The 17,587-nt window shown below is 58.8% G+C and carries 18 protein-coding genes; 5 read left to right on the plus strand and 13 right to left on the minus strand.

The window, feature by feature from the left end; all coding sequences use genetic code 11:
* Positions 1 to 86: 86 nt before the first annotated feature.
* Positions 87 to 1,805, minus strand: coding sequence for a bifunctional isocitrate dehydrogenase kinase/phosphatase (gene aceK, locus QK293_RS10170; protein ID WP_282377100.1), 1,719 nt, complete (start codon positions 1,803 to 1,805; stop codon positions 87 to 89).
* 130 nt (positions 1,806 to 1,935) lie between these two features.
* On the opposite strand from aceK, the gene QK293_RS10175 reads away from it, so the two are divergent.
* Positions 1,936 to 2,844 carry a DMT family transporter gene (locus QK293_RS10175; RefSeq protein WP_282377102.1) on the plus strand — a complete coding sequence of 303 codons (909 nt, stop codon included), beginning with the start codon at positions 1,936 to 1,938 and terminating at the stop codon, positions 2,842 to 2,844.
* A gap of 104 nt (positions 2,845 to 2,948) precedes the next feature.
* Here QK293_RS10175 and QK293_RS10180 read toward each other — a convergent pair whose 3' ends face one another.
* The 3 genes from QK293_RS10180 to cysK form a co-directional block, all read right to left on the minus strand.
* Positions 2,949 to 3,812, minus strand: coding sequence for a DMT family transporter (locus tag QK293_RS10180; RefSeq protein ID WP_282377104.1), 864 nt, complete (start codon positions 3,810 to 3,812; stop codon positions 2,949 to 2,951).
* A gap of 474 nt (positions 3,813 to 4,286) precedes the next feature.
* The gene (locus tag QK293_RS10185) at positions 4,287 to 5,225 is read right to left on the minus strand and encodes an aspartyl/asparaginyl beta-hydroxylase domain-containing protein (RefSeq protein ID WP_282377106.1); all 939 of its coding nucleotides are present in this window, start codon (positions 5,223 to 5,225) and stop codon (positions 4,287 to 4,289) included.
* A 219-nt stretch (positions 5,226 to 5,444) separates the two neighbouring features.
* Positions 5,445 to 6,419, minus strand: a complete 975-nt coding sequence (gene cysK / locus QK293_RS10190) for a cysteine synthase A (RefSeq protein WP_282377107.1) — start codon at positions 6,417 to 6,419, stop codon at positions 5,445 to 5,447.
* A gap of 126 nt (positions 6,420 to 6,545) precedes the next feature.
* Here cysK and QK293_RS10195 point away from each other — a divergent pair, with 126 nt between their 5' ends.
* Complete coding sequence (locus QK293_RS10195) at positions 6,546 to 7,622, plus strand: DUF748 domain-containing protein (protein WP_282377108.1); 1,077 nt, start codon at positions 6,546 to 6,548, stop codon at positions 7,620 to 7,622.
* Here the strand turns inward: QK293_RS10195 and QK293_RS10200 are convergent.
* Positions 7,619 to 8,122 carry a DUF2442 domain-containing protein gene (locus QK293_RS10200; RefSeq protein WP_282377110.1) on the minus strand — a complete coding sequence of 168 codons (504 nt, stop codon included), beginning with the start codon at positions 8,120 to 8,122 and terminating at the stop codon, positions 7,619 to 7,621. The two genes, QK293_RS10195 and QK293_RS10200, sit on opposite strands and share 4 nt — an antisense overlap.
* Positions 8,110 to 8,340 carry a DUF4160 domain-containing protein gene (locus QK293_RS10205; protein WP_033047627.1) on the minus strand — a complete coding sequence of 77 codons (231 nt, stop codon included), beginning with the start codon at positions 8,338 to 8,340 and terminating at the stop codon, positions 8,110 to 8,112. The genes QK293_RS10200 and QK293_RS10205 overlap by 13 nt, the downstream gene beginning before the upstream one ends.
* Positions 8,341 to 8,542: 202 nt before the next feature.
* Here QK293_RS10205 and QK293_RS10210 point away from each other — a divergent pair, with 202 nt between their 5' ends.
* Both QK293_RS10210 and QK293_RS10215 read left to right on the plus strand, forming a co-directional pair.
* On the plus strand, positions 8,543 to 9,388 hold the full coding sequence (locus QK293_RS10210) for a MoxR family ATPase (RefSeq protein ID WP_140677330.1): 846 nt from the start codon (positions 8,543 to 8,545) through the stop codon (positions 9,386 to 9,388).
* 33 nt (positions 9,389 to 9,421) lie between these two features.
* A complete protein-coding gene (locus QK293_RS10215) occupies positions 9,422 to 10,600 on the plus strand; it encodes a VWA domain-containing protein (protein WP_282377115.1) in 1,179 nt (392 codons plus the stop codon).
* Positions 10,601 to 10,693: 93 nt separating this feature from the next.
* On the opposite strand, the gene QK293_RS10220 is transcribed toward QK293_RS10215, so the two are convergent.
* The 4 genes from QK293_RS10220 to QK293_RS10235 all read right to left on the minus strand — a co-directional run bounded on the left by QK293_RS10220 (position 10,694) and on the right by QK293_RS10235 (position 14,418).
* On the minus strand, positions 10,694 to 11,620 hold the full coding sequence (locus tag QK293_RS10220) for a biotin-dependent carboxyltransferase family protein (RefSeq protein WP_282377118.1): 927 nt from the start codon (positions 11,618 to 11,620) through the stop codon (positions 10,694 to 10,696).
* Complete coding sequence (locus QK293_RS10225) at positions 11,617 to 12,321, minus strand: allophanate hydrolase subunit 1 (RefSeq protein ID WP_282377120.1); 705 nt, start codon at positions 12,319 to 12,321, stop codon at positions 11,617 to 11,619. Before QK293_RS10225 ends, QK293_RS10220 begins: the two co-directional genes overlap by 4 nt.
* Complete coding sequence (locus tag QK293_RS10230) at positions 12,318 to 13,070, minus strand: 5-oxoprolinase subunit PxpA (RefSeq protein ID WP_282377122.1); 753 nt, start codon at positions 13,068 to 13,070, stop codon at positions 12,318 to 12,320. Before QK293_RS10230 ends, QK293_RS10225 begins: the two co-directional genes overlap by 4 nt.
* A gap of 61 nt (positions 13,071 to 13,131) precedes the next feature.
* Positions 13,132 to 14,418: an MFS transporter gene (locus QK293_RS10235; protein WP_282377123.1), complete on the minus strand. Its 1,287-nt coding sequence runs from the start codon at positions 14,416 to 14,418 to the stop codon at positions 13,132 to 13,134.
* 172 nt (positions 14,419 to 14,590) lie between these two features.
* Here QK293_RS10235 and QK293_RS10240 point away from each other — a divergent pair, with 172 nt between their 5' ends.
* The gene (locus QK293_RS10240; RefSeq protein WP_282377124.1) at positions 14,591 to 15,505 is read left to right on the plus strand and encodes a LysR family transcriptional regulator; all 915 of its coding nucleotides are present in this window, start codon (positions 14,591 to 14,593) and stop codon (positions 15,503 to 15,505) included.
* A 183-nt stretch (positions 15,506 to 15,688) separates the two neighbouring features.
* Here QK293_RS10240 and QK293_RS10245 read toward each other — a convergent pair whose 3' ends face one another.
* From QK293_RS10245 to QK293_RS10255, 3 genes are read right to left on the minus strand one after another with little or no spacing between them, the layout of a single operon-like run.
* Positions 15,689 to 16,231 carry a DUF2937 family protein gene (locus tag QK293_RS10245; RefSeq protein WP_123366761.1) on the minus strand — a complete coding sequence of 181 codons (543 nt, stop codon included), beginning with the start codon at positions 16,229 to 16,231 and terminating at the stop codon, positions 15,689 to 15,691.
* Positions 16,232 to 16,243: 12 nt separating this feature from the next.
* Positions 16,244 to 17,020: a class II glutamine amidotransferase gene (locus QK293_RS10250; protein ID WP_282377125.1), complete on the minus strand. Its 777-nt coding sequence runs from the start codon at positions 17,018 to 17,020 to the stop codon at positions 16,244 to 16,246.
* Between the two features lie 32 nt (positions 17,021 to 17,052).
* Positions 17,053 to 17,550: an MFS transporter gene (locus tag QK293_RS10255; RefSeq protein ID WP_282377127.1), complete on the minus strand. Its 498-nt coding sequence runs from the start codon at positions 17,548 to 17,550 to the stop codon at positions 17,053 to 17,055.
* Positions 17,551 to 17,587: the final 37 nt, after the last annotated feature.

Below are 17,587 nucleotides of genomic sequence, written 5' to 3' on the forward strand. Positions count from 1 at the left end.
CAGCTGTCGAGCCCCAGCGAGGCTGCGTTGGCCCCGACGCAGCCTCGCTGGGGCTCGACAGCTGCTACGACGTCGTGCAATTGCGACTATTCGTTATCCAGGCCCTTACGCCGATACGGAAACACATCAATCACCTTCCCCGCCCGAATCGCCTCCTGCAGGCTCTTCCAGTAATCAGCGTTGTACAACTCACCATGCAACTGATCAAACAACTTGCGCTGTCCGGAATCGGCAAACAAAAACGGCGGAAACTCCTCAGGAAACACATCCAGCGGCCCAATCGAATACCACGGCTCGGACGCCATCTCATCTTCCGGCGTACGCGGTAGCGGGATGTGACGGAAGTTGGCCTCAGTCAGGAAGCAGATCTCGTCATAGTCATAAAACACCACCCGCCCATGACGAGTGACGCCAAAGTTCTTCAGCAGCATGTCACCGGGAAAGATGTTTGCTGCCGCCAGTTGCTTGATCGCCAGACCGTAATCTTCCAGCGCCTCTCGGACCTGAGCGTCGTTGGCGTTCTCCAGATAAAGGTTCAACGGCGTCATCCGCCGTTCGGTCCAGCAATGGCGGATCAGCACGGTGTCGTCCTCAACCGACACCGTGGACGCGGCCACCTCAAGCAGCTCTTCCAGGCACGCCGGGTCGAATTTGCTCAATGGGAAACGGAAGTCGGCAAATTCCTGGGTGTCGGCCAGGCGTCCGACCCGGTCGACGCTCTTCACCAAACGGTACTTCTCGATCACCGTGGCGCGGTCGACGTTCTTCGACGGCGAGAAGCGGTCTTTGATGATTTTGAATACGGTGTTGAAACCCGGCAGGGTGAACACGCTCATCACCATGCCACGCACGCCAGGGGCCATGATGAACTGGTCGTCGGTGTTGGCCAGGTGATTGATCAGCGCCCGGTAGAACTCGGACTTGCCGTGCTTGTAGAAACCGATCGAGGTGTACAGCTCGGCAATGTGCTTGCCCGGCAGGATGCGTTTGAGGAAACCGATGAACTCCGCCGGTACCGGCACGTCGACCATGAAATACGAACGGGTGAACGAGAAGATGATCGACACGTCCGCTTCATCGGTGATCAGCGCATCGATCTGAATCCCGCGGCCTTCGCGGTGCAGCAGCGGAATCACCAGCGGCCATTGTTCGTCCTGGGTGTAGATGCGCCCCACCAGGTACGCGCCCTTGTTGCGGTAAAGCACCGAGGAAAACAGTTCGACGCTCAACTCCGGATCCTTGCAGACCCAGTCCGGCAGGTTCTCACGCAATTGCCCTTCGAGTCGAGACAGGTCGCCCGCCAGGTTGGCGTAATCCTCGCTGAAGCGGTAGTCGGCAAAAATGCTCGCCAGCATCCCGGACAGTTGGCCCTGGGGCTTGTACGTGCGGGTTTGCGCGGCACGGGCCCGGCGCAGGCTCGGCCGGGTGGTGTGGATGAACATGCAGCCGTCGCTGATCAGGTCATGGCTGAACAGCCCGCAGAAGATCGAGTTGTACCAGGTCTCGGACAGCTCATCGTCGAAGCGCAGGTCGATCAAGGTGATGTAAGCGCTTTTGACCAGCGGCCAGCAACTGACATCCAGCGTGTCGGCGTCGAAAGCGATGCGCAGCCGTTCCACTGTTTCGCCGACTTTTTCTTCGTACAGATTGATCCGCGCCGCCGACGCCGATTGCGTCTCCTGCCACTTGGCCTGCTCGAAGCGGGCTCGGGCGCCGTCGGTGATCTGGCGGAAATGCTCGCGATAATCGTCAAAGCCATCGAGGATCATTCGGGCGATGTCGGCGGCGGGCCATTGCTGCGGCATAGGTAAAACCTCGGCGGCTGAATCTTATCGTTGGGGCCTGAGCTTAGTGGCCCTTTGTTACGCAACGCAACCATTGCCTTGCGTCCTGACTGGCGCGACACTTGCGCGCCAATCAAGGAAGGAATGTGCTGTGAACCCCGTCGATACTCTGCGTTTGCTGTCGCTTGCCGCCATTTGGGGCGCGAGTTTTCTGTTCATGCGCATCATCGCCCCGGTGATTGGCACAATCCCCACTGCCTTTTTCCGCGTGTCGATTGCCGCGGTCGGCCTGTTGGTGATCCTCGGGCTGATGCGCATCAGCTGGGATTTCAAAGGCAAGCTCAAAACCGTGATGCTGCTCGGGGTGATCAACTCAGGGATTCCGGCGACCCTGTATTCGGTCGCCGCGCAAGTGCTGCCGGCCGGTTACTCGGCCATCTTCAACGCCACCACGCCGCTGATGGGTGTGCTGATCGGCGGTCTGTTCTTTCATGAAAGGCTCACCGCCGCCAAGCTTGGCGGGGTGTTTCTCGGGCTGTTTGGCGTTGGAGTCCTAACGCGTGCGGGTCCGGTGGCGTTCGACATGGAACTGCTGACGGGCGCCCTCGCCTGCCTGCTCGCCACGACCTGCTACGGTTTCGCCGGGTTCCTCGCGCGCCGTTGGCTTGATCAGGCCGGTGGTCTCGACAGCCGACTGTCGGCGTTGGGCAGCATGCTGGGCGCGACGTTGTTTCTGTTGCCACTGTTTGGTTACAGCGTGATCAGCCAGCCACCGGCGAGCTGGGGCGGCTGGAGTGTCTGGTTGTCATTGCTCGGGTTGGGGCTGGTGTGCACCGCGTTTGCGTACATTATTTACTTCCGTTTGCTCAGCTCGGTTGGCCCGGTGAAGTCGATGACCGTGACCTTCATGATCCCGCCGTTCGGAGTGTTGTGGGGGGCGTTGTTGCTGGATGAGCCGCTGTCGATGGCGCACATTTATGGCGGGGTGTTGATCGCGGCGGCGTTGTGGTTGGTGTTGAAGCCGGCGGTGGTGAAGAAGAGTGAAGTGGTTGCCCGGTAATATGTGCCGTTATTGAAATTGCCATCGCGAGCAGGCTCGCTCCCACAGGGATCGCATATAACCTGGGGGAGCGAGCCTGCTCGCGATATAGGCGTCGGCTCGGTTCAGGCTGATTGACGGAAAACGAACACCAGACCGACGATGATCAGCAGCATGCCGAGCATGCTCAATGCCGCCAGCCGGTTGCCGAAAATCAGGTAGTCCATGACCGCCGTCACCGCTGGCACCAGGTAAAACAGACTGGTGACATTGACCAGGTTGCCCCGGGCGATCAAGCGATACAGCAGCAAGGTCGCCAGCACCGACACGACCAATCCCATCCACAACACCGGCACGATGAAACCGCTGCCGTGTTCGAAATGAAAAGGTTGGAATGGCACGAAGATCCCGCAGAGCAACAGTCCCGCCAGGTATTGCACTGGCAGTGTGCCGAGGGGATTTTCGGTGATGCGTTTCTGCATGATCGAACCGAACGTCATGCTCGCCAGCGCCAGCAATCCGAAGAGCATGCCGGCCAACGACATGCCGGCCAGACCGATGCCCTGATAGACCACCATGATCAACCCCGCCAGCCCCAGCGCCAGGCCGAACATCCGGCTCCAGGAACGCTGCCGCTCCATCAACACCACCGTGAGGATCGGCTGCACGCCCATGATCGTCGCCATGACCCCCGGCGTGACGTTCAGGTCCAGGGCCAGCAGATAGAAAATCTGGTAGGCCCCCAGCAACACCACGCCCGTGGCCATTGCATACACCATCGGCTTGCCACCCTTGGGCAGTTTGAGCTTGAGCAACGGCACCAGCAGCACCAGACCGCACAGCGCGATGGCGAAACGAAACAGCAAAAAGGCAAACGGTGACGCGTGGGCCAGGCCCCATTTGGAGAAGATCGCCCCGCTGCTCCACAGCAAAACGAACAGGCTCGTGGACGCCGCCGCGAGCGCGGATTTTTTCGAAAGGACAAACATGAATACCACCTGTAGTCAGGCAAAAAGCCAACTCAGCCGAAGCTGAAATTCAGTAGTTATTTTCAAGCGGGCGCTTTTTCAGACGGGCATGGGAACAGCAGAAAAAAGCTGATCAGCCCGAAAAGCCAACGCCCGGCGGTGATACGACTGCGCACACCGGCGTGCTACTGACAGGTGGGGGGTAATGACTGATCTGCGCAGGCTGCTGATTCCCGCACGGCACGACGCCAGCGTTGACCGCTGAATCGACTACCGCGTTGAAGAGGGAAGCAGGCATGGGCTGATCTTTTTTGATGGGTTGGAAGGTGGGTTAGTAAACCACCGAGCGCCGACTATAACCAGCGCGTGACAGGTATTGCAATGGCTTCGCAGGTAAACAAAACAACAGTGGTTTACACCGCCGCCCTCACCACAAGACCGGGCTAACTTAAAAAAACTGCTCCCAAGGAGCGGTTTTTCATTTCGTGATCGGCCTCAACCAAACAACCAATACCCCAACAGCGCCGACACCACCAACGCCAACACCGGTCGCAGCACACGGTAGGCCTTGGGATTACGACGCTTCCACTGTTTGATCACACCACTGAACTTGTCGCTGGAATTCTTGCTCCAGGCATAAACCTGGTTAATTCCGCCAACACGTTCATCACCCAGGTTCTGCGGCGCAGTGGCGCGGCCCAGGAATCCGCTGATCCAGCGGTTGATGCGGGTCATGAGGCGGTTGCTCAGCGGTCGTTCGATGTCGCAGAACAGGATGAGCCGAGTCTTGTCGGTTTCGTTCTTGACCCAATGCACGTAGGTTTCGTCGAACATCACGTCTTCGCCATCACGCCAAGCGTAGACCTGACCGTCGACGAAGATCCGGCAATCGTCGGAATTCGGTGTCGACAACCCCAGGTGATAACGCAGGGAACCGGCAAACGGATCACGGTGCGGGTTGAGGTGACTGCCACCGGGTAGTAACGCGAACATGGCGCCTTTGACGTTGGGAATGCTGCTGACCAGTGCCACGGTTTTCGGGCACAGGGCTTGCGCCGATGGCAGCGGTTTGTCGTACCACTTGAGGTAGAAGCGCTTCCAGCCTTTCTTGAAAAACGAACCAAATCCGGCGTCGTTGTTTTTTTCGGCGGCGCGGATGTAACCCTCGTCGAACAGGTGCATCGCTTCGTCGCGGATAACTTCCCAGTTGTCCTTGAGCACGTCCAGCTCCGGGAACTTGCTGCGGTCCAGATAGGGTTTGGAGGGCACGCTTGAGAACAGGTACATCAAGGCGTTATAGGGCGCAAACAATGCCGAATGGTTGACGAACTGACGCAAGACCGGCAAACGCGCCTTGCCGCGTAAATGCACATAGAGAGTGCTGCCGAGGAACAGCAGCAACAGCGACGCCTTCGCGGCAATGGAAAAGGTCATCAACAACTCCTTGATAGTAGACAACTCTGTACAACGCCATTTACCCAACGTGGCAGTCGGCCATGATCAACATTACCGGCCTCGGGAAAAACCCGCCTGTCTCAACATTCAGTGTTAAGGATCGCGCAACAAAGCACTTCTTAACCTAAGGTGCCTGAACAAGGGCTGACCTGAATCAACCCTCGCGATTCGCTCAAACAATCCAAGCCTTTTGCAGTGTCATTGCTGATTCTCCTGCTCGGTAAACAGATCACTGAACAGCATGCTCGACAGGTAGCGCTCGCCAGAGTCCGGCAGGATCACCACGATGGTCTTGCCCTGCATTTCCGGGGTTTCCGCCAGACGAACAGCGACAGCCATGGCGGCACCACAGGAAATGCCGCTCAAAATCCCTTCTTCCTGCATCAAGCGCAGGGCCATGGCCTTGGATTCGTCATCGCTGACCAATTCCACCCGATCGACCATCGACAGATCAAGATTTTTCGGCACAAAACCGGCGCCAATACCCTGGATCTTGTGAGGGCTGGGCTTGATCTCTTCACCGGCCATTGCCTGAGTGATGACCGGCGACACCGCTGGCTCCACCGCCACCGAGATGATCGGTTTGCCCTGGGTATTCTTGATATACCGCGAAACCCCGGTGATGGTTCCACCCGTTCCGACGCCTGCCACCAATACGTCGACTGCACCGTCGGTGTCGTTCCAGATTTCCGGACCGGTCGTTTTTTCGTGGATGGCCGGGTTGGCCGGGTTGTCGAATTGCGCTGGCATGAAGTACTTGGACGGGTCACTGGCGAGGATTTCAGTCGCTTTTTCAATCGCTCCTTTCATGCCCTTGGCCGGTTCGGTCAGCACCAGTTCGGCCCCCAGTGCCTTGAGCACTTTGCGTCGCTCGATACTCATGGATGCCGGCATGGTCAGCATCAGCTTGTAACCGCGAGCCGCGGCAACGAACGCCAAGCCTATACCGGTATTGCCCGAGGTCGGTTCGACGATGGTCATGCCAGACTTTAATTTGCCGGTGCTTTCGGCGTCCCAGATCATGTTCGCACCGATCCGGCACTTGACTGAGTAACCGGGGTTACGCCCTTCGATCTTGGCCAGGATGGTCACCCCTCGCGGGGCGATACGGTTGATCTGCACCAGCGGCGTATTGCCGATGGAGTGGGCGTTGTCAGCGTAGATACGGCTCATGGCTGGGTCCTTGTACAGCGTTGAATAAGCTCTCCAAGGTATGCCTGTTGCCCGTGGTCGTCCAGTCAGTCGAACGTCCTGTAACCGCCGCAGTCAATGGTTTTACATCGCCAGAGATTTGCCATCATGAAACGCAGATACAGTTGGCCCCTGTGGACCCTCGCCGGCCTCGTTGTGCTGCTGGTTGCCCTGCACATCGCCCTGCCCTACATAGTGCGCGACTACCTGAATGACAAGCTGGCGGACATGGGCGACTACCGTGGCCAGATCACCGATGTAGACTTGGCCCTGTGGCGCGGTGCGTACAAAATCAACGGGCTGAAAATCGTCAAAGTCGACGGCAAGGTCCCGGTGCCTTTCGTCAACGCGCCGCTGATCGACCTTTCCGTCAGTTGGCACTCGCTCTGGTCCGACCACGCCGTCGTGGCCGAGGTGCAGTTCTTCAACCCTGAGGTGAACTTCGTCGACGGCGGCGCCAACAAGAAAAACTCTCAAACCGGTCAGGGCACCGACTGGCGTGCGCAGTTGAGCAAACTGGCGCCGATCACCTTGAACGAAGTGCGGATCAACGATGGCAAGATCACTTTCCGCAACTTCAATTCCAAGCCCCCCGTGAACATGAACGCCACTCAGGTCAACGCCAGCTTTTACAACCTGACCAACGTGGTCGACACCAAAGGCAAACGAGACGCTCGCTTCGAAGGCAAGGCGCTGCTGCTAGGGCACGCGCCCCTGGAAACCACCGCAACCTTCGACCCTTTGAGCAATTTCGAAGACTTCGAATTCCGCCTGCGAGCCAGGGACATCCAACTCAAACGCATGAACGACTTCGCCTCGGCCTATGGCAAGTTCGACTTCAATGCAGGTCACGGTGATGTGGTCATTGAAGCGCAGGCTAAAAAAGCTCAATTAACGGGTTACATCAAACCGCTGCTGAAGGATGTCGACGTGTTCAATTGGCAGCAGGACGTAGAGAACAAGGACAAAGGGCTTTTCCGCTCCATCTGGGAGGCCATCGTTGGTGGCTCCGAAAACGTACTGAAAAACCAGGGCAAGAACCAATTTGCGACTCGCGTCGAACTGAGAGGCAATGTACATCGCCAAAATATCAGCGCGTTTCAGGCGTTTTTGCAGATTTTACGCAATGGCTTCATTCAGGCGTTCAATGCCCGGTATGAACGGCCGAAGCCGGATGCCGGTTAAGACTTGCGTGTGATGGTATAGCGACCGGTTTCTTCAGCCGCCCGCGCCGGGTTCGATTGCTGTTGTAAGAAGTCCCAGCCCAGGCAGGCTAGAGCCAATGATCGGGGTACCGCTTCACGACCGCTGCTGTAACGAGTGATGCTACGGGCACTGACTCCCAGCGCTTCGGCCGCCTGATTCAACGGCAACCCAGTTCGAGCGCGCCAGTCGATGAAGATCCGGGTGTTTTCGTCCGATGCGTTTTGCGCGAGCGCATCCAGATAAAGCGTGTCTGCGCCGATCTGAATGTCCAATTCAGGCCATTCAACGCTCCAGCCATCATCGCCCAGGGTTGCACCGTCGAAAGCGCCAGACTCCAGCAATGGTTGCAACCCTGGATAGCCACGCAGGTCTCGACTCAAATCGAGGTTCAGTTGCTGACCGTCGATAAAGGTCAGCGCCAGCTGGTGATCCGGCAACGCCTGCACAGACGACAGCCGTGGTCGTTTCATGGGTAACATCGTTTCCAATCCTCCAGCAATTGCACCTGATGGGCCCTGACCCACTCCAGCGCTTCCTTGATAATCAGCGGCGGCGCCTTGCCCACCATCACTTCGACGGTTTCAAGGCTGAGCATCACATCGAGCCCGCCACCAGTCAGGTGGACATGGGGCGGCGGATGATCCTTCTCGCGCAACTGAATGCGGTATGTATCGCGAAATCGATATTTAGTAGACATACCCCGCAAGCTATCGCCAAAATGGCGATAGCTCAATACTGGCTAGCAGCCGAGACTAAGTCAAGATGTGACGCCCCATTCAGAGACTGAATAAGCCGTCTGCGTTCACAGTCGACCGGGCACCGCGTTATAGTCGGGTACTACAATTATTGCGCCCCGCCCTGCCTCGTTCAGGTCGGCGTTACCGTTCGAGGATTAGCAGATGAAGTTCGAAGGCACCCCGGCCTACGTCGCCACCGATGACCTGAAGCTGGCGGTCAACGCCGCCATCACCCTGGAGCGCCCGCTGCTGGTCAAGGGCGAGCCGGGCACCGGCAAAACCATGCTCGCCGAGCAACTGGCCGAATCCTTCGGCGCCAAGCTGATCACCTGGCACATCAAGTCCACCACCAAGGCGCATCAGGGCTTGTACGAGTACGACGCGGTCAGCCGCCTGCGGGACTCGCAGCTGGGCACGGAAAAGGTCCACGACGTTCGCAACTACCTGAAAAAGGGCAAGCTCTGGGAAGCCTTCGAGTCCGAAGAACGGGTGATCCTGCTGATCGACGAAATCGACAAGGCCGACATCGAGTTCCCGAACGACCTGCTGCAAGAACTCGACAAGATGGAGTTCTACGTTTACGAGATCGACGAGACCATCAAGGCCAAGAAGCGTCCGATCATCATCATTACCTCCAACAACGAGAAAGAGCTGCCGGACGCCTTCCTGCGCCGCTGCTTTTTCCACTACATCGCTTTCCCCGATCGCGTCACGCTGCAGAAGATCGTCGATGTGCACTACCCGAATATCAAGAAGGACCTGGTCAGCGAAGCGCTGGACGTGTTCTTCGACGTGCGTAAGGTGCCGGGCCTGAAGAAGAAACCATCGACCTCCGAGCTGGTGGACTGGCTGAAGCTGCTGATGGCCGACAACATCGGCGAAGCGGTACTGCGTGAACGCGATCCGACCAAGGCCATTCCGCCGCTGGCCGGTGCCTTGGTGAAGAACGAACAGGACGTGCAGTTGCTTGAGCGTCTGGCGTTCATGAGCCGTCGCGGCACTCGCTGATCCCTCTGTTTAACAAGATAGAGGGCGATAGCCATGCTGCTTAACCTGTTCAATGAAATGCGTGCAGCCAAAGTGCCGGTCTCGGTACGGGAGCTGCTGGACCTGATCAACGCGCTGAAACAGCGCGTGACCTTCGCCGACATGGACGAGTTTTACTATTTGTCCCGGGCGATTCTGGTGAAAGACGAAAAGCATTTCGACAAGTTCGACCGGGCCTTCGGTGCCTATTTCAATGGCCTGGAAAAACTCGACGATCACCTTCAGGCATTGATCCCGGAAGACTGGCTGCGCAAGGAGTTCGAGCGTTCCCTGTCCGACGAAGAGCGAGCCGCGATCCAGTCCCTCGGCGGCCTGGACAAGCTGATCGAAGCGTTCAAGAAGCGCCTCGAAGAACAGAAAGAACGCCATGCCGGCGGTAACAAGTGGATCGGCACGGGCGGCACCAGCCCGTTTGGTTCGGGTGGTTTCAACCCGGAAGGTATTCGGGTCGGCGATGCCGGCAAGCGCCAGGGCAAAGCGGTCAAGGTCTGGGATCAGCGCGAGTACAAGAACCTCGACGATTCGGTGGAGCTGGGCACGCGCAACATCAAGGTCGCCCTGCGCCGGTTGCGCAAATTCGCGCGTCAGGGCGCGGCGGAAGAGCTGGACATCGATGGCACCATCGACCACACCGCGCGTGATGCCGGCCTGCTGAACATCCAGATGCGGCCGGAGCGGCGCAACACCGTCAAGCTGTTGCTGCTGTTCGACATCGGCGGCTCGATGGACGCCCACGTAAAGATCTGCGAAGAGCTATTCTCGGCCTGCAAGACCGAGTTCAAGCACCTGGAGTACTTCTACTTCCACAACTTCGTTTATGAATCGGTGTGGAAGAACAACATGCGCCGTACTTCCGAGCGTACCTCGACCCAGGACCTGTTGCACAAGTACGGTGCTGACTACAAAGTGATCTTCATCGGCGACGCCGCCATGGCGCCGTATGAAATCACCCAGGCCGGCGGCAGCGTCGAGCACTGGAATGAAGAAGCGGGTTATGTGTGGATGCAGCGGTTCATGGAGAAGTACAAGAAGGTCATCTGGATCAACCCGTATCCGAAAGATACGTGGGGCTATACGTCTTCGACCAACATCGTGCGGGACTTGATCAACGACCAGATGTATCCGTTGACGTTGCGGGGACTGGAGGAAGGGATGCGGTTTCTTTCCAAATAATTGTGTTGTCTGGGCGGTCGCCTTCGCGGGCAAGCCTCGCTCCTACAATTGGAATGCATTTCCCTGTAGGAGCGAGGCTTGCCCGCGAAGCTTTTAGCGATTTATGAAGCGCCGTAGATATTGGACCTGCTCCCGATGCGCCACATCTTGCATCACCGGCCGCAACCGCACCGTTGCCCCCGGCAGACACTGCGCCAGCTGTGCCAATGCCAACGGCGTCAAGGCGCCCAATCGCGGATAACCACCCATGGTCTGTCGATCATTGAGCAATACAATCGGCTGCCCGTCTGGCGGCACCTGAACCGCACCCAGCGGGATGCCTTCCGAAATCATCGGCTTACCCTGATACTGCAACGCCGTTCCCAGCAAGCGGATGCCCATCCGGTCGGCACGGCTGTCGAGGGTCCAGACGCTGTTGAACGCATCAAACAAACTCTGCCCGCTGAACTCGCCAATCTGTGCACCGAGCACCAGGTCCAGCGGCGAGTTGAGTTTGAAATCCGGCACCTGTTCGCGCGCCAACTCCCGCAGCAGGAGCCGTGAGCACCCCGAAAAACTCAACTGCGCATCTTTGGCCAACGCCCGGCCCATGCCATCCAGCCCGCCGAGCTCCTCACGGACCACCGTTGCGCTACTGCCCAACACTGCTGGCGCATCAAATCCGCCCGGCGCCGCCAAATAAGCCCGAGCGCCAAGCAGCGGCTGAGTGAATTGCAACTGCTGATCTTTGTTCAGCCTGAAACTGCGCCACGGTGCCAACGCCTCGCCATCCAACCGCGCCCCCAGATCCGCCCCGGCCAAGGCCAGCACGCAATCCTCTTCGGCAACGACGGTGAACCCGCCGAGGGTGATTTCAATCACCGGTGCCTCCAGCTCATTACCCAGCAGCCAGTTAGCCCACAACATCGATCGCCAATCCGCCGCCCCGCCCTGGGTCACGCCCAGATGCCGCACACCGAATCGCCCGGCGTCCTGTAAGAGGCACAGCGGCGTACTCGCTTCTATTGATAAACGACTCATGCCTGCGCCTCCAACGGCGTGTCGTCACCGCCGAGATTGATGAATTCTGCATGGCTGACGGCTTCGAAACGCACCGTGTCGCCGGGTTGCATCAGGCTGTAGCCGTCGCGTTCGCGGTCGAACAATTTGGCCGGGGTGCGACCGATCAGATTCCAGCCACCCGGGGACACCACCGGGTAAGCGGCCGTTTGGCGTTCGGCGATGCCGACACTGCCGGCGGCTACCTTTTTACGCGGAGTGTTCAGACGCGGCGCCGCCAGCGCTTCTTCCACCAATCCCATGAAGGCGAAACCCGGTGCGAAACCCAAGGCGAACACCTGATATTCACGCTCGCTGTGGCGGCGGATCACTTCATCCACCGCCAGCCCGCTGCGCTGGGACAACAGGTTCAATTCGGGGCCAACGCTCACGTCATACCAGACCGGTAGCACATGACATTTGCCGCGAGTGCAGGCGTTGGGCGACAGATCGATCAAGGCCTCGGCGATCAGCTCCCGAGCCTGAGCGGGACTCAACGCGGTCAGATCGTAATGCACCATCAACGTCGTATAGGACGGCACCAGATCGATCAGATGCCCGGCGAACGCAGCACGCAATCCTTCGCTGGCAGCGAGCATCCACGGCATGTTGGCCTCGCTGATCTCATCAAAGAGACGCACCATCAGGCAATCCAGCGCCGCCACTTCCACCCGAAATTTCATGGCGCACTCTGTTGAACAAGGGCTTCGCGAATGCGTCGCACGGCGGCCACTGAACTGGCGTTGTCGCCGTGTACGCAGAGGGTGTTTGCCTGCAAGTGCAACGCACTGCCATCGCTGGCCGTGAGGTTGCCACCACGGGCAATGATCAGCGCCTGTTTGATGATTGTCTCGGGATCGTGATGCACCGCGCCCGGCAATTGCCGCGAAACCAGCATTCCCGCGCTGTCGTAAGCGCGATCGGCAAAGGCTTCGAACCACAGGGTCACGCCGTATTCATCGCCCAATTGCTGTGCGGCGCGGTTGTCGCGAGTGGCCATCAACATCAGCGGCAACTGGCGATCATAGGACGCTACCGCCTGAAGAACGGCGCGCAATTGCGCCGGGTTGGCCATCATGTCGTTGTACATCGCACCGTGGGGTTTGACGTAACTCACCCGCCCGCCCTGGGCCCGGCAGATGCCGTCGAGGGCGCCGATCTGGTAGTGCAAAATGTCCTGAAGTGCCTGGGCGGTGTAGGCCATGGAGCGGCGGCCGAAGCCGACCAGATCCTGATACGCCGGATGCGCGCCAATCTGTACGCAGTTGCTCAGGGCGAGGCTGACGGTCTTGCGCATGATGCTCGGGTCGCCGGCATGGAAGCCGCAGGCGATGTTGGCGCAATCGATGAAGGGCATGACTTCGGCGTCCAGACCCATGGTCCAGTTGCCGAAACTCTCGCCGATGTCGCAGTTCAATAGCAGGCGGTTCACGGTGAACACTCCTGTAGGTTTGATTCATTTTAGCTGTAGGCATTTGCCCGCAGATTATCAGCTACTCCGCTTCAAGTTGCTTGCCACGGGTTTCCGGCAGGCTCAGGGCCGCAAGGATCACCACCCCGTAGGACACCGCCGCAAAAGCACCGATGCCTACGCTCAATGGCACCGTCTGGCTCATCAAGCCGATCAACAGCGGGAACAACGCCGCCAGCGCCCGGCCAATGTTGTAGCAAAAGCCCTGACCCGAACCGCGAATCCGCGTTGGAAACAGCTCGGTCAGAAACGCGCCCATTCCGCTGAAAATCCCCGAGGCGAAGAAGCCCAACGGAAAGCCCAGCCAGAGCATCACGCCATTGCTGACCGGCAATTGGGTGTAGAGCAGAACAATGGTGAATGAGCCGACCGCGAACAGAATGAAGTTCTTTTTACGCCCGAGGATGTCAGTCAAATACGCGCTGATGACATAGCCGACGTAGGATCCGACGATCACCATCGCCAGATAGCCACCGGTGCCGAGTACGCTCAAACCGCGCTCATTCTTCAGAAATGTCGGCAACCAGGAGGTGATTGCGTAGTAACCGCCCAGAGCACCGGTGGTCAGCACCGAAGCACGAATCGTAGTGAAGAGGATGCCAGGGGCGAAGATCTCGTAGAACTTTGCCGGGTTGCTCGGTTCCTGCTTGGCTTTGGCTTCCCGGTAGATTTCCGGGTCCTTGACCAAACGGCGGACGAAGATCACAAAAATCGCCGGCACGATGCCGAGGATGAACAGTGCGCGCCAAGCGTCTTCCGGCGGCAGCACCGAGAACAGCAGCGCATACAAGATCGCCGTCATCCCCCATCCCAGCGCCCAGCCGGATTGCACCATGCCCACGGCCTTGCCGCGGTCCTTGGCACGAATCACTTCACCCATCAGCACGGCGCCGGCGGTCCATTCGCCACCGAAACCGAAGCCCATCAGGGTGCGACTGATCAGTAGTTGCTCGTAGTTCTGGGCGAAACCGCAAAGGAAGGTGAAGAAGGCAAACCACAGAACCGTCAGTTGCAGGGTACGTACGCGACCGATGCGGTCGGAGAGAATCCCCGCCACCCAACCGCCGATGGCCGAGGCGATCAGGGTGCTGGTGTGAATCAGCCCTGCCTCGCCGGTGGTGATGCCCCACATCGCAATCAGGGTCGGCACCACGAAGCTGAGCATCTGGGTGTCCATGCCGTCCAGGCCATAGCCGATCTTGCAGCTCCAGAAGGTGCGGCGTTCCTGCTGATTGATGTTGCGGTACCAGTCGAAAGGTCCCGGGCGAACCGTGGCTTTGGGGATGTCGAGCGTGTCGGGCGCACTCATGGCAAATCTCCGCGCTAATTTTATTGGTATTGTTCTGAGCCCCGACGACGCCTATCGTGGGAACCGGATGGCCTGATTTTTGAGTGCCTTGCCCTGTTAAGTCCAACTAATAAAAACCCGCTCTAGACATAAGAAAACCTTATCCAACAAGCGGGTCGCACGAGCTGACCCCATGAACCTGAAGTTTCTCGAGACCTTTGTCTGGGTCGCCCGACTCAAGAGTTTTCGCCTGACGGCAGACAAACTTTTCACCACCCAGGCGTCGATATCCAGCCGCATTGCAGTGCTCGAAGGCGAGCTCGGGGTGAAGCTGTTCCTGCGCGATTCACGCGGCGTGAGCCTGACGCCCGAAGGCTTGAAAGTGCTCGAATACGCCGAGCAAATGATGGACACCATGCAGGCGCTCAAACAGTCGATCGAGACCCGTTCGAGCAAGGTCGGTCGGGTTCGCATCGGCGTGATGGACACGGTCATCCATACTTGGCTGAGCCCGTTGGTGGCGCAAATGATGGATCACTATCCGCGGGTGGAAATCGAGCTGGTGGCCGATACCGCGCTCAACCTCTGCGATCAGCTGCAAAAAGGCTTTCTCGATCTGATCCTGCAAACCGACCTGTTGCGACAGGAAAGTGTGCGCAGCCTTGAGCTGGCCAGCCACCCGATGGGGTGGATTGTGGCCAGCAATTCGATCTACAACCGTGAGTATTCAAGCGTTGCCGATCTGGCACGCGAGCGCATCATTACTTACTCGAAAAACTCACACCCGCATCAGGACATCCTGAGTTTGATGCAGGCCAATGGCGTCATGGCGCCACGGCTCAACTGCGTGAACTCGGTATCGGCGATTACCCGTCTGCTGCGCGATGGCTTCGGCATTGGCGCGTTGCCGCCGGTGCTGGTGGCCGAAGAACTGGCACGGGGTGAACTGACCTTGCTGACCATCGAGCAACGGCCGCCGAATTTGCAGGTGGTGGTGTCGTGGCGGGTTGGCGTGGAGTGGGTCGAGGAGATTGTTGCGTTGTGTCAGCAGGTGCTGGACAGGTATGCGCGCAAGGTGGGCGAGGATTACATAGTTCTCGCACGCTAGCCTTGTAGCAGCTGGCGAAGCCAGCGTTCGGTTCGGGCCGCGTTCGGACGTAGCAGTCGTCAATCCAGCCAACTCGGTTTGCCTGAAACACTGCGGTGCCTGATTTTGCGACTGCTTCGTCCGAACGCGGCCCGAACCGAACGCAGGCTTCGCCAGCTGCTACAGGGTCTGCGCCGTTGCTGATTACAACCCCCGCACATCCCGATCTTCGATCGGCCGGCTCTGGCGCAGGCGTTTGCCGCCCAGCACCACCCAGTCGATCAGCCGGAACAGGCATTCAATGCCGAACGACAACAGCAACGCCCCGCTCATGCCCCAGATCATCGCTTCCGGCGTCAGCAGAATTTGGTAGCTGTAGCCGTTCCAGGTTTCCTTGCGAATATCCGGGTCGGCCGCCAGCGCAACCTGCAGGAAGCGGATGTACCACGGGCCCTGCATGGCCTGGAACTGTTTATCAAGGGCCAGTTGACGGGTCAGCAAGGTGCTCAGGCTGTCGGCATCGCTGCGAAAAATCGGGTCTTCGCTCGCGCGGTAATGGGCCACCAGCGCCTGCATGTCACCTTTGAAGAACTGATTGGCAGTGCCCTGAAAACCGCTTAAACCGGTCTGCGCCTCTATCAGATGCGCTTCGACCCGCTTGGCGTAATCGCTGATAAACCCCGGCACCTGGACACCGATCAACAGGCCCGCCGCGAACAACACCAGCCGTAGATAACTGAGCAACATGAGGGGCAATCCTTATTCGGTCTTGCCTTGGCTGACGCATTCACCGCGTCGCCAGAGGCTCCATTGGCCCGGTTCGTAGCGGGTCCAGGTTTCGTTTTCGGTCAAGGGTTCGGTGGCGATCACCGTGACCACGTCGTTGGGTGTGGTTTCGGCCTGGAAGTCGACGATCACATCGACGTCCTTCAAGCGCGCCGGGCCGAATGGCGCGCGACGGGTGATTTGCGCCAGCTTGGTCGAGCAATAGCAGAACAACCAATCGCCGTCGCTGAGCAGGCAGTTGAACACGCCTTTGCTGCGGTATTCGGCGCAGGCGGCTACCAGGTCTGGCAGCAGTTCTTCGACCTCTACCGGTTCCGGGAACGCCGCGCGCACGCGGTTAAGCACATCGCAGAACGCCGCTTCGCTGTCGGTATCGCCGACCGGGCGGTAAAAACTCTTGATCGGTTGAAACTCCGCGAGCTGACCGTTGTGGGCGAAACACCAATTGCGCCCCCACAGTTCACGCACGAACGGATGGGTGTTGGACAGGCAAACCTTGCCAACATTGGCCTGACGGATGTGCCCGATCACTACTTCGCTCTTGATCGGATAGCGCTGCACCAGGTTGGCGACTTCGGACTCACTGCTTGCCGCCGGGTCCTGAAACAGGCGCAGGCCACGGCCCTCGTAAAAGGCGATGCCCCAACCGTCACGGTGCGGACCGGTGCGGCCGCCGCGCTGCATCAGCCCGGTGAAACTGAACACGATATCGGTCGGCACATTGGCGCTCATGCCCAATAACTCACACATGCTCGGATTCTCGCTGAAAGGCAGGGGCAAGGTTACAGACGTGGTTCAACCCGCAAACGCTGAGGGTTGCTCGGTACCGGTGGACGACCGTAACGATCATCGCCCGCACCGCCGAAATACTGATCCTCTTCAGGGTCATCGGCCCGGGCCGCAGCCTTGGCAGCGGCAGCCTGTTCCTTGCGAGCGTTGGACGCACGTTCGATAGGGAAACGGATCGCCACAAATACCAGGTAAATGCCGAAGACGATCATGCCGTACATGAACAGGTCGGAAACCGCCCGCCAGGCGTTGTTGCCGACCTTGAACATTAGATCAAGGGCAGTAATGGCGATGGCCGGAGCGACCTTTTCCTTCACCGGGTCGATGATGGTGGGGCTGAACAGCAACACGGCAACCAGCAGCCGCAGCGGCTCACGCAGCCAGCGCCACATCCAGCGGGTCAAGCGCATCCACACCAACAGGCAGCCCAAAGCGGCAAAGGCGTAGAGGCCCCAAGCGATCAGATAGTCGTTCTCGGTCATGGTGTCCATGGCAAGGCAGGCAAAGAGGCGCTTATAGTAACGACTT

The organism is Pseudomonas sp. AL03 (assembly GCF_029960815.1).
In the GTDB taxonomy this organism is placed as follows: Bacteria; Pseudomonadota; Gammaproteobacteria; order Pseudomonadales; family Pseudomonadaceae; genus Aquipseudomonas.

Bases quoted from the DNA above. Each gene is read 5' to 3' on its own strand.
- QK293_RS10235 (WP_282377123.1), bottom strand. From the start codon at position 14,418: ATGAGTGCGCCCGACACGCTCGACATCCCCAAAGCCACGGTTCGCCCG.
- QK293_RS10215 (WP_282377115.1), top strand. From the start codon at position 9,422: ATGCTGCTTAACCTGTTCAATGAAATGCGTGCAGCCAAAGTGCCGGTC.
- QK293_RS10245 (WP_123366761.1), bottom strand. From the start codon at position 16,231: ATGTTGCTCAGTTATCTACGGCTGGTGTTGTTCGCGGCGGGCCTGTTG.
- cysK (WP_282377107.1), bottom strand. From the start codon at position 6,419: ATGAGCCGTATCTACGCTGACAACGCCCACTCCATCGGCAATACGCCG.
- QK293_RS10240 (WP_282377124.1), top strand. From the start codon at position 14,591: ATGAACCTGAAGTTTCTCGAGACCTTTGTCTGGGTCGCCCGACTCAAG.
- QK293_RS10205 (WP_033047627.1), bottom strand. From the start codon at position 8,340: ATGTCTACTAAATATCGATTTCGCGATACATACCGCATTCAGTTGCGC.
- QK293_RS10250 (WP_282377125.1), bottom strand. From the start codon at position 17,020: ATGTGTGAGTTATTGGGCATGAGCGCCAATGTGCCGACCGATATCGTG.
- QK293_RS10195 (WP_282377108.1), top strand. From the start codon at position 6,546: ATGAAACGCAGATACAGTTGGCCCCTGTGGACCCTCGCCGGCCTCGTT.
- aceK (WP_282377100.1), bottom strand. From the start codon at position 1,805: ATGCCGCAGCAATGGCCCGCCGCCGACATCGCCCGAATGATCCTCGAT.
- QK293_RS10220 (WP_282377118.1), bottom strand. From the start codon at position 11,620: ATGAGTCGTTTATCAATAGAAGCGAGTACGCCGCTGTGCCTCTTACAG.
- QK293_RS10255 (WP_282377127.1), bottom strand. From the start codon at position 17,550: ATGGACACCATGACCGAGAACGACTATCTGATCGCTTGGGGCCTCTAC.
- QK293_RS10210 (WP_140677330.1), top strand. From the start codon at position 8,543: ATGAAGTTCGAAGGCACCCCGGCCTACGTCGCCACCGATGACCTGAAG.
- QK293_RS10180 (WP_282377104.1), bottom strand. From the start codon at position 3,812: ATGTTTGTCCTTTCGAAAAAATCCGCGCTCGCGGCGGCGTCCACGAGC.
- QK293_RS10200 (WP_282377110.1), bottom strand. From the start codon at position 8,122: ATGTTACCCATGAAACGACCACGGCTGTCGTCTGTGCAGGCGTTGCCG.
- QK293_RS10185 (WP_282377106.1), bottom strand. From the start codon at position 5,225: ATGACCTTTTCCATTGCCGCGAAGGCGTCGCTGTTGCTGCTGTTCCTC.
- QK293_RS10225 (WP_282377120.1), bottom strand. From the start codon at position 12,321: ATGAAATTTCGGGTGGAAGTGGCGGCGCTGGATTGCCTGATGGTGCGT.